12 protein-coding genes are annotated in these 15,060 nt (G+C 75.2%); 9 read left to right on the top strand and 3 right to left on the bottom strand.

Features of this window, described 5'->3' with window-relative positions:
- Nucleotides 1-20 precede the first annotated feature (20 nt).
- Nucleotides 21-857: an SDR family NAD(P)-dependent oxidoreductase gene (locus tag ABZK10_RS03430; RefSeq protein WP_353807789.1), complete on the bottom strand. Its 837-nt coding sequence runs from the start codon at nucleotides 855-857 to the stop codon at nucleotides 21-23.
- Between the two features lie 133 nt (nucleotides 858-990).
- Here ABZK10_RS03430 and ABZK10_RS03435 point away from each other — a divergent pair, with 133 nt between their 5' ends.
- Nucleotides 991-4,161, top strand: a complete 3,171-nt coding sequence (locus ABZK10_RS03435; RefSeq protein WP_353807790.1) for an AfsR/SARP family transcriptional regulator — start codon at nucleotides 991-993, stop codon at nucleotides 4,159-4,161.
- Here ABZK10_RS03435 and ABZK10_RS03440 read toward each other — a convergent pair.
- Complete coding sequence (locus ABZK10_RS03440; RefSeq protein ID WP_353807791.1) at nucleotides 4,112-4,555, bottom strand: MarR family winged helix-turn-helix transcriptional regulator; 444 nt, start codon at nucleotides 4,553-4,555, stop codon at nucleotides 4,112-4,114. The genes ABZK10_RS03435 and ABZK10_RS03440 overlap by 50 nt on opposite strands.
- 39 nt (nucleotides 4,556-4,594) lie before the next feature.
- Here ABZK10_RS03440 and ABZK10_RS03445 point away from each other — a divergent pair, with 39 nt between their 5' ends.
- From ABZK10_RS03445 to ABZK10_RS03465, 5 genes are all read left to right on the top strand, one after another.
- Complete coding sequence (locus tag ABZK10_RS03445; RefSeq protein WP_353807792.1) at nucleotides 4,595-4,840, top strand: hypothetical protein; 246 nt, start codon at nucleotides 4,595-4,597, stop codon at nucleotides 4,838-4,840.
- A gap of 229 nt (nucleotides 4,841-5,069) precedes the next feature.
- Entirely contained in the window at nucleotides 5,070-6,308 is a 1,239-nt protein-coding gene (locus ABZK10_RS03450; RefSeq protein ID WP_353807793.1) for an arginine deiminase, read from the top strand.
- Nucleotides 6,309-6,416: 108 nt separating this feature from the next.
- The gene (locus ABZK10_RS03455) at nucleotides 6,417-7,616 is read left to right on the top strand and encodes a YihY/virulence factor BrkB family protein (RefSeq protein WP_353807794.1); all 1,200 of its coding nucleotides are present in this window, start codon (nucleotides 6,417-6,419) and stop codon (nucleotides 7,614-7,616) included.
- A gap of 95 nt (nucleotides 7,617-7,711) precedes the next feature.
- Entirely contained in the window at nucleotides 7,712-8,089 is a 378-nt protein-coding gene (locus tag ABZK10_RS03460) for a hypothetical protein (RefSeq protein ID WP_353807795.1), read from the top strand.
- A gap of 52 nt (nucleotides 8,090-8,141) precedes the next feature.
- Entirely contained in the window at nucleotides 8,142-8,729 is a 588-nt protein-coding gene (locus tag ABZK10_RS03465) for an antibiotic biosynthesis monooxygenase (protein WP_353807796.1), read from the top strand.
- Nucleotides 8,730-8,770: 41 nt separating this feature from the next.
- On the opposite strand, the gene ABZK10_RS03470 is transcribed toward ABZK10_RS03465, so the two are convergent.
- Complete coding sequence (locus ABZK10_RS03470; RefSeq protein ID WP_353809592.1) at nucleotides 8,771-9,607, bottom strand: IclR family transcriptional regulator; 837 nt, start codon at nucleotides 9,605-9,607, stop codon at nucleotides 8,771-8,773.
- A gap of 61 nt (nucleotides 9,608-9,668) precedes the next feature.
- Here ABZK10_RS03470 and hutH point away from each other — a divergent pair, with 61 nt between their 5' ends.
- The 3 genes from hutH to hutU all read left to right on the top strand — a co-directional run bounded on the left by hutH (nucleotide 9,669) and on the right by hutU (nucleotide 14,927).
- Nucleotides 9,669-11,288: a histidine ammonia-lyase gene (gene hutH, locus ABZK10_RS03475; protein WP_353807797.1), complete on the top strand. Its 1,620-nt coding sequence runs from the start codon at nucleotides 9,669-9,671 to the stop codon at nucleotides 11,286-11,288.
- Between the two features lie 156 nt (nucleotides 11,289-11,444).
- Entirely contained in the window at nucleotides 11,445-13,058 is a 1,614-nt protein-coding gene (locus ABZK10_RS03480; protein ID WP_353807798.1) for a M23 family metallopeptidase, read from the top strand.
- 78 nt (nucleotides 13,059-13,136) lie between these two features.
- On the top strand, nucleotides 13,137-14,927 hold the full coding sequence (gene hutU / locus ABZK10_RS03485) for a urocanate hydratase (protein ID WP_353807799.1): 1,791 nt from the start codon (nucleotides 13,137-13,139) through the stop codon (nucleotides 14,925-14,927).
- Nucleotides 14,928-15,060: the final 133 nt, after the last annotated feature.

Below are 15,060 nucleotides of genomic sequence, written 5' to 3' on the forward strand. Positions count from 1 at the left end.
CTGACCCCGGGACGTCTCGGTCAGATCAGCAGCTCGCGCGCATCCGACATCGGCAGGCGCTTCTCGGCGAGCCCGCGCAGGTAGTCGTCGGCGCCGAGCGTGCGCGTCATGGTGCGCATCGCGCCGTCGGAGACCGCGCCGACGGCGACGAGCGGCCGCATCGGCAGGCGGTTCAGCACGACCTCGGCGCGGTCGCGGCGCAGCGCCCTCACGGCCTGACGGGCGATCGTCGCCGACGCGTTCGTGCCGAGGTACCAGGGCACGGGCGTCTCGTAGGCGGGGTACATGCCCTCGTCGCCGATGAAGCCGGGCGAGACGACCGTGCTCGACACGCCCGTGCCGGCGAGCTCGGCGCGCAGCGCCCGCGAGAACGCGACCAGCCCGGCCTTCGACGCCGAGTAGTCGACGAGGAAGGGCAGGCCGGCGAGCCCGGCGAGCGACGCGACGTTGAGCACGCGCCCGAAGCCGCGCTCGCGCATGCCGCCGAGCACGAGGCGTGTGAGCTCCATGGGCGCCACGAGGTTGGTGTCGAGGATGCGCGTGGGATCGGCGTCGCCGTACCCGCTCGCGCGGGCGAGGCCGGCGTTGTTCACGAGCACGTCGACCGGGCCGAGGAGCGTCGACACCCGGTCGACGATGCCCGCGCGATCGCTCGGGTCGGTGACGTCGCCCGGCACCGCGATCGCGCGGCGGCCGGTGGTCGCCGCGATCTCCTCGGCGAGCTCGTCGAGCGGCGCCACCGTGCGGGCGGTGACGGCCACGCTGCATCCGGCGGCCGCCAGCTCGCGTGCGAGGTGCCGCCCCAGTCCGCGGGATGCGCCGGTGACCAGCGCGACCCGTCCGTCGAAGTCGTCCATCTTCCCTGTCCTCTCCTGCGATCGCCTGCCGCGACCGCGCGGTCGATCCGCGTGCACGGCACGATGCCGGGTGGAGTTCACATCGGGGTCACACCCGGGTCGCGGGCCGCCGCCGCGCGGTACAGTCGCCCCGATGCTGGTGCGCCTGTTCGGAGCGGTCGCCGTCGGTGACGGGGCCGGCACCGCGCTGGGAGCCGGGCGCTCGGCGGCGATCCTCGCGATGCTCGCGCTGCGGCCCGGCGCGGCCGTGGGCGTCGATCGCCTCGTCGATGAGCTGTGGGGCGCGGATGCCCCGGGCGAGGCCGAGCACGCCCTGCGCGTCGCGGTCTCGCGGCTGCGCGCCGCGCTCACCGCCGCCGGGATGCGCGACGTCGTCGCGACGCGCGCCGGCGGATACGCCCTCGAGGTCCCGCGCGAGTCGGTCGACCTCGCGTGCTTCGAGGACCTCGCGGCCGCCGGACTCGGTGCGACCGACGCCGACGGCGCGCTGGCGACGCTGGAGCGCGCCCTCGCCCTCTGGACCGACGCCCCGCTCGCCGCATTCCCCTACGCCGACTTCGCGCTCGACGCGCGCGACCACCTGCAGGAGCTGCGGCGCGAGGCCCTCGTGCGCTGGGCCGAGCTCGCGACCGAGGCGGGACGCGCCGACGAGCCGCCGGCCGTGCTGCAGGCGGTGCTCCGCGACGACCGGCTGCACGAGGGGCTCTGGGTGGCGGCGGCACGAGCGGCCCGGCGGGCCCGGGGCGCGGTCGACGCCCTCCGCATGGTGGGTCGCGCCCGCGCCGCCCTGGGCGACGGCGGGCTCGCGCCCGGCCCCGAGCTGCTCGCGCTCGAGGCCGAGCTGCGCGGCGAGGTCGCTCCCGACGCGCATCCCGACCCGCCGCACGCCCTGCCCGCGCCGGTCGACGCGTTCATCGGCCGCGAGCGCGAGCTCGACGCCCTGTCCGACCTCCTCCGCGGTCGGCGCCTGGTGACGCTGGTGGGGCCGGGCGGATGCGGCAAGACGCGCCTGGCCACCGAGGCCGGCGCCCGTGCGCGTCAGGCGTTCGCAGACCGGGTCTGGTTCGTCGACCTCGTCGCCGCCGACGGACCGGCCGACGTCGCGGGCATCATGACGCGTGCGCTGGGGCTCGGCCCGTGGGCGCACGAGGATCCGGCCGGGGCGCTGCATCGCGTGCTCGGCGACCGGGCCGCGCTGCTCGTGCTCGACAACTGCGAGCACGTCGTGGAGGCGGCCGCGTCGCACGCGCAGGCCCTGCTGCGCGACTGCGCCGGCCTGCGCGTGCTCGCGACCAGCCGCGAGGCGCTGCGGGTGCCGGGCGAGCAGGTGTTCACCGTGCCCTCGCTCGCGGTGCCCGAGCGAATGCCGGCGAGCGACCCGGTCGCGACCTCCGCTCCGGGCGCCGGTGCATCGGCCGGCGGCGCGGACGCGCCGGACGACCCCGTGGCGCGGATCGCCGACGTCCCCGCGGTCGCCCTCTTCGTCGAGCGCAGCCGGAGCGCCGTGCCGGGCTTCGTGCTGACCGCCGACAACGCCCCGGGCATCACGCGCATCACGCGGGCGCTCGACGGCATCCCGCTCGCGATCGAGCTCGCCGCGGTGCGCCTGCGCACCCTCGACGTGACCGAGCTCGCCGCCCGCCTCGACGACCTCTTCACCGCGCTCGGCGTCGGATCGCGCACCGCCCTGCCGCGCCACCGCACCCTCGGCGCCGCGCTCGACTGGAGCTTCGCGCTGCTCGAGGCCGACGAGCAGCGGCTCCTCCGCGCCCTCGGCGCGCTCCGAAGCCCGTTCGGGCTCGACGCCGCCGCCGCGCTGCTCGGCCGGGCCCCCGACGCGACCGAGCCGGCGATGGCCGGCCTCGTCGAGAAGTCCCTCGTGCTGGTGGTGCGCGGCCCGACGACCCGGTACCGCCTGCTCGAGCCGGTGCGCCAGTTCGCCGCCCGCCTGGCGGCCGACTCCGGCGAGCGCGACGCGGTCGTCGCACGACGCGACGACTGGTTCGCGGCGCTCGCCACCGGGGCGGGTGCGGGACACCGTCGCTTCGAGCAGGTCGCATGGCGCACCCGCATCCGTGCCGACCGCCCCAACCTCCTGGTCGCGGTCGAGAGCCTCGCGCGCCGGGGCGAGCACGACCTGGCGGCAGACGCCGCGCTCGGGCTCGGCCGGTACTGGCAGGAGTTCGGGCTGTACGACGAGGGCCGGCGGATGCTCCGCGCGGTCCGCGCGCCCGCGGGCCTCGATGACCGGCGGCGCGGCGCACTGCTCCTCCAGGAGGCGTGGCTCGCCGGGCACCGCGGCACGTACGGCGACACGATCGCGCTCGCCGGCGCGTCCCTCGCGCTGGCGGATCGTCGCGACGACGCCCTCGCGCGGGCCGCCGCCCTGAACCTGATCGGCTCCACGCATGCGCAGCGCGGCGACAACCGCGCCGCGCGGGAGCACCTCGATCGGGCGCTCGCCCTGCTGGTCGACCGGGACCCGACCGCGTTCGCGATGACGTCGATCAACCTCGCCGTGGTGCTGGTCTACGCGGGCCGGCCGCACGAGTCGCGCTCGGCGATGGCCGCGGCGGAGGCCGTGCCCACGGGCCCGGAAGCGCACTGGGCCCGCTTCGTCGAGGGGCTGCTCGCGCGCCTGCGCGGCGACCACGCCCTCGCCGCCGCCGAGCTCGATGCGACGATCCCGTCGTTCGAGCGCGTCGGCTCGGTCTTCCATGCCACGCTCGCGCGGGTCGAGCGCGCGCTCGTCGCCGCCGAGTCCGGCGACCTGGAGACCGCGCGGCGGGTCATCGCGGGCGTGCTCGCCGACGCCGATCGCGGCACGGTGCCGCTCCGTCAGCGCATGACGGCGCATCGCATCGCCGCGGTGGTCCTCGCCGCAGGCGGCGACGCGGACGACGCGCTCGACGAGGCCGCACGGTCGGCGTCGGAGGCCCGCCAGTCGGAGTCGCTCGGTGGCGTCGCCGAGGCCGCCGAGACGGTCGCGCTGGTGCTCGCGGACCGGGAACCGGCGCACGCCGCGCGCCTGGTCGCCGCGGCCGGCGCGCTGCGCGGCCGGCTCGACCTCGCACGCGACGCGTGGGAGCTCGAGCGGTTCGGCCCGGTCGAGGCGGACGGGGCGGGGAGGGTGCGGCCCGGCGCCGCCGCGACGGACGCGGAGGACGCCGCCGCGGACACCGACACCGACGCCACCGCCGCCGACGCCGACGCGACCGCCCTCGCCGACCGCGCCTTCGCGCTCGTGCGCGAGGTCAGTGCTGGCGACCCGCGAACGGGGCCAGCGCATCGCGCAGCGCGGTGAGGTCGTCGACGCTCATCCCCGTGCGCTCCATGATCTGCTCGGGCACGCGTTCGGCACGCTCGCGGAGCGCGACGCCGTCGGCGGTGAGCGAGATGTCGAGCACGCGCTCGTCGCTGGCACGGCGGCGGCGCTCGACGAGCCCCTGCGACTCGAGGCGCTTCACGAGCGGGGAGAGCGTCGGCGGCTCCATCGCCAGTTCGCCCGCGAGTTCGGTGAGGGAGCGCGGCGAGCGCTCCCAGAGCGCGAGCATGACCAGGTACTGCGGGTGCGTGAGCCCGAGCGGGGCGAGCACCGGGCGGTAGATCGAGACGACGTTGCGCGCCGCGGTGACGAGCGCGAAGCAGACCTGGTTGTCGAGCTTCAGCAGGTCGTCGGGCGCGGGCCGGTCGGTCACGGATTGATCGTACCGCTATTAGTTCGTACACTCATCATTGTGACCCTCAAGAACTCGGACCCGACGCGACCCCCACTCCGCGAACGCGTCCGCGCGGCCGGCGGCTGGTACTGGTGGTTCAACCGCTGGCTGGTGCGCGTCGCCGGGCCGGCATCCGTCGGTCCGTACGAGACGGAGCCGCCGCCGCCCAGCGCCGAGCGTCCGTGCCCGCTCTGCGGCGCCGCCATGAGCGGTCACCGCATCGACCGCTCCGGCCCCAGGACGATGGTGCACTGCCCGCGCTGACGCGCCGCCCCGGGGCATCCGCCCGCCCTCCCGCGCACCTGCGCAGCGGCGCGTTCCGCCGCGGATGCGTACAGCGCCACGACGCGTCGCGCGGTGCTGCACGTTCCGCGCGGCACGGCGAGGTCCTTGAGCACGGCACGCCACATGCGCTAGACACGAGACACCGCCCGAGATCGCGACGGCGCCGAGACGGAGTTCGCGCCCGCACGGCTCCGGGAGGGGACGCAGCATGTCGGACACGTCGTACGGAGTACACTCCGAGGTCGGACGGCTCCACAAGGTGCTCGTCTGCCGGCCCGGGCTCGGGCACGAACGCCTCACCCCGAGCAACAGCGACGCACTGCTCTTCGACGACGTGCTCTGGGTGCAGAACGCCCAGCGCGACCACGCCGACTTCGTCGACAAGCTCGAGGCGCGCGGCGTCGAGGTGATCGAGCTGCACGACCTGCTCACCGAGACGCTCGGCGTGCCGGGCGCCCGCGACTGGCTGCTCGACCGCAAGATCACGACCGCCGAGGTCGGCTCGGGCCTCGTCGCCGATACCCGCGCGTTCCTCGACACGCTCGCCGACCCGGTGCTCACCGAGTACCTCATCGGCGGCCTCTCCACCCGCGACCTGCCCGACGCGTTCCGCTCCCCCGAGCTCGCACTGGTGCGCGAGTCGGCCGGCCTCACCGAGTACCTCATGGCGCCGCTGCCGAACACGATCTACACGCGCGACACCACGTGCTGGATCTACGGCGGCCTCACCCTCAACCCGCTCTACTGGCCCGCGCGCCACGGCGAGACGCTGCTCATGCAGGCGATCTACCAGTTCCACCCCGGGTACACGGGCAACACCATCTGGTGGGGCGACGCCGAGACCGACTGGGGCCGCGCGACCCTCGAGGGCGGCGACGTGATGCCCGTCGGCAACGGCGTGGTGCTCATCGGCATGAGCGAGCGCACGTCGCGGCAGGCGATCACCGCGGTCGCCGAGCGGCTGTTCGCGGCCGGTGCGGCCGAACGGGTGGTCGTCGCCGGCATGCCGAAGCTGCGCGCGGCCATGCACCTCGACACCGTGTTCACGTTCGCCGACCGCGACCTGGTCACGTACTACCCCGACATCGTCGACGGCATCCACACCTTCTCCCTCAGGCCCGCGGATGCCGGTGGGCTCGAGGTGACCGAGGAGCGCGCGCCGTTCATCGACGTCGTCGCCTCCTCGCTCGGGCTGCCGAAGCTGCGCGCGGTCGAACCCGGCGGCGGCTGGTACGCGGGGGAGCGCCAGCAGTGGGACAGCGGCAACAACGCCGTCGCGGTCGAGCCCGGCGTCGTGTTCACCTACGACCGCAACACCTACACGAACGAGCTGCTGCGCAACGAGGGCGTCGAGGTGATCGAGATCGTCGGCGCCGAGCTCGGCCGCGGTCGCGGCGGCGGGCACTGCATGACCTGCCCGATCTCGCGCGATCCGGTCGACTACTGACGGCCGGGCCGCCTCGGCGCAACCCCCTGCGGGCATCGGCACCCTCGCCTACGCTCGAGAGGACGTGGTTCGCGGGCCGCCCGGCGGGGTGCCCGGGAGGGAGCGAGCATGTTCGGTCGACGCAGGCAGCGAGCGGATGCCGCCGAGGGCGCGTCCGCGGAGGAGGCATCCGCCACCACCCAGGACGTGGTCGACGCCCTCGTGCAGGGGCGCGACCGCGCACAGGCCGACGCGGCGGCCGCGGTGCTCGGCTCCCGCGGCGGGCCGCGCCGGCTGACCTGGCCGGCGTGGAAGCTGGCGCTCGGGCGCACCGTGCGGCAGTTCTCGCGCGACCGCTGCACCGACCTCGCCGCGGGCATGACCTACTTCGCCGTGCTCGCGCTCTTCCCGGGCCTGCTCGCGATCGTGTCGCTGCTCGGCATCGTCGGCCAGGCCGACGAGACCACCGACGCCGCGTTCGACCTGGTCGAGGAGCTCGGCGGCGCCGGCATCATCGACGCGGTGCGCGGCCCGATCGAGGGCCTCACCGCGTCCCCGGCGGCCGGCTGGACGTTCGTCGTCGGCCTCGTCGGCGCGCTCTGGTCGGCATCGGGGTACGTCGGCGCGTTCGGCCGCAGCATGAACCGCATCCTCGGCGTCGAGGAGGGGCGCGCGTTCTGGAAGCTCCGCCCGCAGATGCTGCTGGTGACGGTCGTCGTCGTGGTGCTGGCCGCGAGCGCGGGCCTGCTGCTGGTGATCTCCGGCCCGATCGCCGAGTCGCTCGGCGCGGTGGTCGGCATGTCGGAGGCATCGGTCGCGATCTGGAACGCCGTGAAGCTTCCGGCCCTCGCGGTGATCGCGGTGATCGCGATCGCGATCCTCTACTACGCCACCCCGAACGTGCGGCAGCGGTTCCGCATCCTGAGCGTGGGGGCGTTCCTCGCGATCGCGGCCTGGGGGCTCGCGTCGTTCGGCTTCGGCATCTACGTGTCGAACTTCGCCAACTACGACGCCACCTACGGCGTGCTCGGCGGCGTGATCGTCTTCCTGCTCTGGATGTGGATCTCGAACCTCGCCGTGCTCGTCGGCGCCGAGCTCGACACCGAGCTCGAGCGGGCGCGCGAGCTGCAGATGGGCGTGGAGTCCGAGGTCGCCGTGCAGCTGCCGCTGCGCGACCGGTCGGGCATCGAGAAGACCGCGCAGCAGGTGCGCGACGACGTGGCCCGCGCGATCGAGTTCCGGCTCGCGTCGGCGCGCAGCGCGAAGGCGGCGCGTCGACGCGCCGAGCTCGCCGCCCAGGAGGCCGCGAAGGACGCCGCGGCCGACTGAAATCCGACACCTGTGGAAGAACACGGACCGGCGGGCACTCCCACCACTACAGTGGCGCCGGCACGCGGCATCCGATCGCGGCCGGAGGGGCGCACATGGCGGAGTCGACGACCGAGGACACCACGACGACGGATGCGTCGGGCGGGCGCCCCGGCGCGGGCCGCGTCATCGCGACGCTGCTCCTGCTCGTGCTGTTCCTCCTGGTCACCGCCGGCCTGAGCGTGCTCGGCCTGTTCCTGCCGTCGTTCACCGAGGACTGCGTCACCGAGGCGGCGTGCGACCGGCAGCTGATCGGGTGGGCGTCGCTGCTGGCGATCTTCGGCCCGTGGCTCGTCGCGCTCGTGGTCGTGATCTGGACTGCGGTGCGGATGCTCCGCCGACGCGGCGCCCGCTGGCTCCCCCTCGTCGGCATCGTCGTGAACGCCGGCGTCTTCGGGCTCGGCCTCTGGCTCGCATCCGGCGGCGTCGGGTAGGCGCGCACCCGCCCGACACGCGCCCGACACGTGGGTGCGGTGCAATGGAGGCATGGCCACCGCTCCCGTCACCGTCTCGATCCGACGCGAGGTCGACCCCGACCGCATCCCCGAGGTGACCGCCTGGGTGCAGGCGGGCGTGAACCTCGCCAACCGCTACCCGGGCTTCCTCGGCTCGGGCTGGATCCGCGCCGGCGAGGACTCGCAGGTGTGGCACATGCTCTACCGGTTCACGAGCGAGCGGACGCTCGACGCGTGGGAGCAGTCGTCGGAGCGCGCGTGGTGGCTCTCGACCGGGGAGGGGCTCATCCGCTCGGAGCGCAGCACGCGCCGTACCGGCATCGAGGGCTGGTTCGACGAGCCGACGACGGGGTCGACGCCGGTCGACGGCGACACGGGACGCGTCGAGACCGTGCCGGCCGCGCCGCCGCGGTGGAAGCAGGCCGTCACCATCTGGCTCGGCTTCTTCCCCGTGAACGTCGTGTTCGCCTACCTCGTGGCCGGCATCCCCGGCTGGGACGCGCTGCCGATCTGGCTGCACTCGCTGGCGCTCACCCTCGTGCTGACGCCGCTCATGACCTACTTCGTGCTGCCCTGGGTCACGCGGGCGCTGCACCCGTGGCTGCAGCGGGCGACCTGACCGACGAGCCGACGCCCGGCCGCGCGTCGAACCCGCCGCGCTCAGGTCGCGTCGGCGTCGGCGTCGGCGTCGCGCGGCGCCGCCCGGTGCCCGATGCCCCGGATGCGCCGCGACAGCTCGGTCGCCGCGCGATCGACCTCGGCGACGAGCTCGCTGCGCCGCGCCGCGTCGACCCGGTCGGCCGGGAAGGTGACCGCGACGGCCGCCGCCGGCCAGCCGAGGTGGTCGAGCACCGCGACGCCGACCGAGCCGAGACCCGCCGTGACCTCGCCGTCCTCGGCGGCGTAGCCCTGCTCGCGCACGGTCGCCAGCACCCCGCGCAGGCGGCGCAGGCCCCAGGGGGCGGATGCCTCGTCGCCGGCGGCGCCCGGCGCGAAGGCGGCCGCGTCGGGGTACAGCGCCCGCACCTGCGCCGAGGGGAGCGCGGCGAGCATCGCCCGGCCGGTCGCCGTGAGGTGGGCGGGCAGCCGCACGCCCACGTCGGAGACGAGCGACGGGCGGCGCGGCGCGCGCTCCTCGACGAGGTAGAGCACGTCGCGGCCGTGCAGCACCGCGAGGTGACCGCTCTCGCCGGCGGCGTCGACGAGCCCGGCGACGAGCGGCGCACCGAGCCGGGCGAGCGGCTGCTGCCGGCTGAAGCCCGAGCTCAGCTCGAATGCGGCGACGCCGAGGCCGTAGCGGCGCGCCTCGGGCAGGTGCACGACGTAGCCGTGCTCGACGAGGGTCGCGAGCAGGTGGTAGACGCTCGAGCGCGGCAGGTCGAGCGCCGACGCGATGGCCGCGGCGGGCGCCGGCCCGCGCAGCGTCGCCAGGTGCGACAGGATGCGCAGCGTGGCATCCGCCGCCGGCACCTTCGGCCCACGGGGGTCGTCCGGGATCACAGACTGAGGCTACTCCAGGGGCGCTGACGGATGCCTCCCGGCGAGGTTGGATCGGAGCATGCGCACCACTCCGACCGCCGCGGTCGCCGCCGACCCGGCGGCATCCGCCCACCCGGCCCCCGACGCGGCCGCCGCCCCGCCCGCCGAGGTCGTCGTCGGCACCGGCCCGCTCACGATCGACGAGGTCGTCGCGGTCGCCCGCCACGACGCCCGCGTGACGCTCGACCCCGCCGCACTCGCCGAGGTGGCGGCGAGCCGCGCACTCGTCGACGGCCTCGCCGCCGACCCCGAGCCGCACTACGGCATCTCGACGGGGTTCGGCGCGCTCGCGACCACGTTCATCGCGGGTGATCGCCGCGCCCAGCTGCAGGCGAGCCTCGTGCGCTCGCACGCGGCGGGCTCCGGCCCCGAGGTCGAGCGCGAGGTCGTGCGCGCCCTGACCGTGCTGCGCCTGTCGACGCTCATGACCGCCCGCACCGGCGTGCGCGCCGTCGTGTGCGAGACCTACGCGGCGCTCCTGAACGCACGGCTCACGCCCGTCGTGCACGAGTTCGGGTCGCTCGGGTGCTCGGGCGACCTGGCACCCCTGTCGCACGTGGCGCTCGCGACGCTCGGCGAGGGCGAGGTGACGGATGCCTCCGGCGCACGCGTCCCCGCCGCATCCGCCCTCGAGGCCGCCGGCATCGCCCCGCTCGTGCTGCGCGAGAAGGAGGGCCTCGCCCTCATCAACGGCACCGACGGCATGCTCGGCATGCTCGCGCTCGCGATCCACGACCTGCGCGCCCTGCTCGTCACCGCCGACGTCGCCGCGGCCATGAGCGTCGAGGGGCTGCTCGGCACCGACGCCGTCTTCGCCGACGACCTCCAGCGCCTGCGCCCGCAGGCCGGCCAGGCCGCATCCGCCGCGAACCTGCGGGCGCTGCTCGCCGGCTCCCCCATCGTCGCGAGCCACCGCGGCCCCGAGTGCACGCGCGTGCAGGACGCCTACTCGCTGCGGTGCGCCCCCCAGGTGCACGGTGCGGCCCGCGACACGCTCGCGCACGCGGCATCCGTCGCCGCCGCCGAGCTCGCGAGCGCGATCGACAACCCGGTGCTGACACCCGACGGGCGGGTCGAGTCCAACGGCAACTTCCACGGGGCGCCCGTCGCCTACGTGCTCGACTTCCTCGCGATCGCCGTCGCCGATGTCGCGTCGATGAGCGAACGGCGCACCGACCGGTTCCTCGACCGGGCGCGCAACCACGGGCTGCCGCCCTTCCTCGCGCACGAGGTGGGCGTCGACTCGGGGCTCATGATCGCCCAGTACACGGCTGCGGGCATCGTGTCGGAGCTGAAGCGCCTCGCGGTGCCCGCGTCGGTCGACTCGATCCCGTCGTCGGCGATGCAGGAGGACCACGTGTCGATGGGCTGGGCGGCCGCGCGCAAGCTGCGGCGCGCGCTCGACGGGCTCTCGCGCGTGCTCGCGATCGAGGTCATGACGGCCGCCCGCGGCATCACGCTGCGCGCCCCGCTGCGGCCCGGCGCCGGCACCGGCGCGGTCGTCGACCTCGTCGCGGGCGTCGTGCCAGCGCCCGGACCCGACCGGCACCTCGCCCCCGAGATCGAGGCGGTCGTGCGGCTCGTGGCCGACGGTGCGGTCGGGCGGGCCGCCGCCGGGGCGGTCGGCGCGCTCGACTGAGCCAGGCTGCGGCAGCGGCGGTGCCCGGGCCGTGCCCGCCGCGCTGCCGCCGGACCCGCGTTCCGTTCGGCGGACTCCCCCATTGTGTCCCCACGCGACGGGTGGGAGACTGGCGAGCATCGGTTCCCCGAATCGACGGATAGGTGGACGTGCACCGTGGCACTCGATGAAGGCGACGCATCCCGCCGGCTGAGGGCTGGCCGGAAGGCGCTGCCCGTCACGGCCGGCCTGGCGGTCGCCGCACTCGTGCTCGTCGGCGCTCCGATCGCGGCGGCCGAGGACGCCACGGGCACCGAGACCACCCAGACGGAGTCCACCCAGGCGGAGTCGACTCCGACGCCCACGCCGACCCCCACCGAGACCGCCACGGCCGAGACCACGGCGCCCGAGCCGACGAGCACGCCGACGCCGACCACCGAACCCTCGCCGACCGCGACGGCGGAGCCGGAACCGACCGGCACCCCCACCCCGACCACGGAGCCGGAACCGACGACGACGCCGGAGCCCACGTCCACCCCGGAGCCCACGTCCACCCCGGAGCCGACGGGCACGCCGACGCCCACCTCGACGCCGACCGGCACGTCCACGCCGACGCCCACCCCGACCAAGACGGCGACCCCGAGCCCCACCTCGTCGCCGTCGCCGAGTCCGACCGCCACGCCCTACTCGTACACGTACGCGACCTACGGGTCGTACTTCACGACCCCGCTGCTGTTCGGCGGCGCGGTGACGGCCGCCACGTCGGGACCGTCGCCCGCACTGCTCGCCGCGCAGGAGCGCCTCGTCGACGCACGCCAGGCCCTCGCCGACGCACGTGACGCGCTGGCCGCCGGCCTCGTCGAGCAGGACCGCGCCGAGGCCGTCGCGCTGCAGCTGCAGAACGAGGCGGACGCCGCGGCGCAGGTCGCCGACGAGGTCGCGGGCATGTACCTGCGCGCGGTGCGCGGCAGCCTCGACACCCAGGCCGGCACGCTCGACGTGCTGTTCGACACCGAGTCCGACCTGCTCGGCGGGCTCGCGTCGCTCGACCGCGTCTCCGACCTCTCCGCCGACATCGAGGGGCTGTCGGAGCTCGCCGCCTCGACGCGTGCCGCGGCAGACCGGGCGCAGGAGCGGGCGGATGCCGCGCGCGACGCCGTCAGCGCCGTCGGTGTCATCCAGCTGCGCCAGGCCGTCGCAGACGCGCAGGACGCGGTGGCGGCCGCTGAGGACGCGGTCGACGCCGCCCGCGAGGCCATGGACGAGGCCGAGAACGAGGTGGTGCTGGCCGGCGCGACGACCGCGTACGCGTTCGAGAACCTCCCCACCGACTCCGGGCAGCTGAGCGACCAGGGTTGGTCGGCCCCGGCCGGCGGCTACATCACCGACGGCTTCGGTCACCGGCCGAACAAGCCGCTGCCGAGCGTGCAGGACTTCCACCGCGGCACCGACCTCGCCAACGCGTGCGGCAGCCCGGTGTTCGCCGCGACGGACGGCATCGTGGTGCAGGTCGGCCCGAACGGCACGTATGGCAACTGGGTCCTGATTCAGCACGGCGACGGCGTCTCGACGGGGTACGCGCACCTCGCGACCGGCTCGACCCTGGTGCAGCCCGGCGACGAGGTCGACGCGGGCCAGACGATCGCCGCGGTCGGCAGCACGGGCGCCTCCACCGGATGCCACCTGCACTACGAGGTGCGCCTCGAGAACACGGCGATCGACGCGGTGCCGTTCATGGAGGCGCGCGGCGTGCTGCTCGGCTCGGCCTTCCTCGGGAACCTCGGGGGCTGAGGCCGTGCGTCCGGGATCCCGGACGACTGACGGGGCATCCGCCTTGTCGGGCCGGGGTGCCCGGTGTGGGATCGGATCATGACCGATCACGCCGTCTCCGAGGCACCCGCGGGCGACGCCGCCCCCGCCGCATCCGACCGTCACGAGGCATCCGGTGCCGCCCCGGCCCACGGGCCGCGCACCGTGCGCGCCGCGCGCGGCACCGAGCGCACCGCGCGCAGCTGGCAGACCGAGGCGCCGCTGCGCATGCTCATGAACAACCTCGACCCCGAGGTCGCCGAGCGCCCCGACGACCTGGTCGTCTACGGCGGCACGGGCCGGGCCGCGCGCAGCTGGGCGGCGTTCGACGCGATCGTCGACACGCTCCGCGACCTCGCCGACGACGAGACGCTGCTCGTGCAGTCGGGCAAGCCCGTGGGCGTGTTCCGCACGCACGAGTGGGCACCGCGCGTGCTCATCGCGAACTCGAACCTCGTGGGCGACTGGGCGACGTGGCCCGAGTTCCGCCGCCTCGAGCAGCTCGGGCTCACGATGTACGGGCAGATGACCGCCGGCTCGTGGATCTACATCGGCACGCAGGGCATCCTGCAGGGCACCTACGAGACGTTCGGCGCCGTCGCCCGCTCGATCGCCGCCCGCCGGGCTCTCGCCGAGGGGCTCGACGCGTCGGTGCACGTGACGGATGCCTCGCTGGCGCACACCCTCACCCTCACCGCCGGGTGCGGCGGCATGGGCGGCGCGCAGCCGCTGGCGGTCACCATGAACGGCGGCGCCGTGCTCATCGTCGACGTCGACGAGACGCGCCTGCGCCGCCGGGTCGAGCACGGGTACCTGCACGAGGTCGCGCCGTCGCTCGACGCCGCGGTCGCGCGCGTGCTCGACGCGAAGGCCGCGGGCGAGGCGCTGTCGGTGGGCGTCGTCGGCAACGCGGCGACCGTGTTCGACGAGCTGCTCGCCGAGGGCGTGCCGATCGACATCGTGACCGACCAGACCAGTGCGCACGACCCCCTCTCGTACCTGCCGGAGGGCGTGTCGGTCGAGGAGTGGCACGAGCTCGCGGCATCCGACCCCGAGGGCTTCACCGAGCGGGCGCGCGCCTCGATGGCGAAGCACGTGGCCGCGATGGTCGGTTTTCAGGACGCCGGCGCCGAGGTGTTCGACTACGGCAACTCGATCCGCCGGGAGGCGGAGCTCGGCGGGTACGACCGGGCGTTCGCCTTCCCCGGCTTCGTGCCCGCCTACATCCGGCCGCTGTTCGCCGAGGGCAAGGGGCCGTTCCGCTGGGCGGCGCTCTCGGGCGACCCGGCCGACATCGCCGCGACCGACCGCGCGATCCTCGAGCTGTTCCCCCACGACGCGCACCTGCGCCGATGGATCGAGCACGCCGGCGAGCAGGTGCACTTCGAGGGGCTCCCCGCGCGCATCTGCTGGCTGGGCTACCAGGAGCGGCACCTCGCGGGGCTGAAGTTCAACGAGATGGTCGCCTCCGGCGAGCTGTCGGCGCCGGTCGTGATCGGCCGCGACCACCTCGACTCGGGGTCGGTCGCCTCGCCCTACCGCGAGACGGAGGCGATGGCCGACGGCTCCGACGCGATCGCCGACTGGCCGCTGCTGAACGCCCTCCTGAACACCGCGTCGGGCGCGACCTGGGTGTCGATCCACCACGGTGGCGGCGTCGGCATCGGCCGGTCGATCCACGCCGGGCAGGTCGTGGTCGCCGACGGCACCGACCTCGCCGCCGAGAAGATCGCACGGGTGCTCGTCAACGACCCCGGCACGGGCGTGATGCGCCACGTCGACGCCGGCTACGACCGCGCCGTCGAGGTCGCGCGCGAGCGCGGCCTGCGCGTCCCCATGCTGGACGCGTGATCCCCGTGGCCGTGCCCGCCCTCTTCCCAGACCCGTCAATTCCCTGCGCTCTCAGCCCCCATTCCGCACCATTTCGACGGGTCTCGCGCAGCGTGCCACCTAGACCCGTCGATTTCCTGCGCTCTGGGCCCGC

Source organism: Agromyces sp. SYSU T00194, assembly GCF_040496035.1.
Lineage (GTDB): Bacteria > Actinomycetota > Actinomycetes > Actinomycetales > Microbacteriaceae > Agromyces > Agromyces chitinivorans.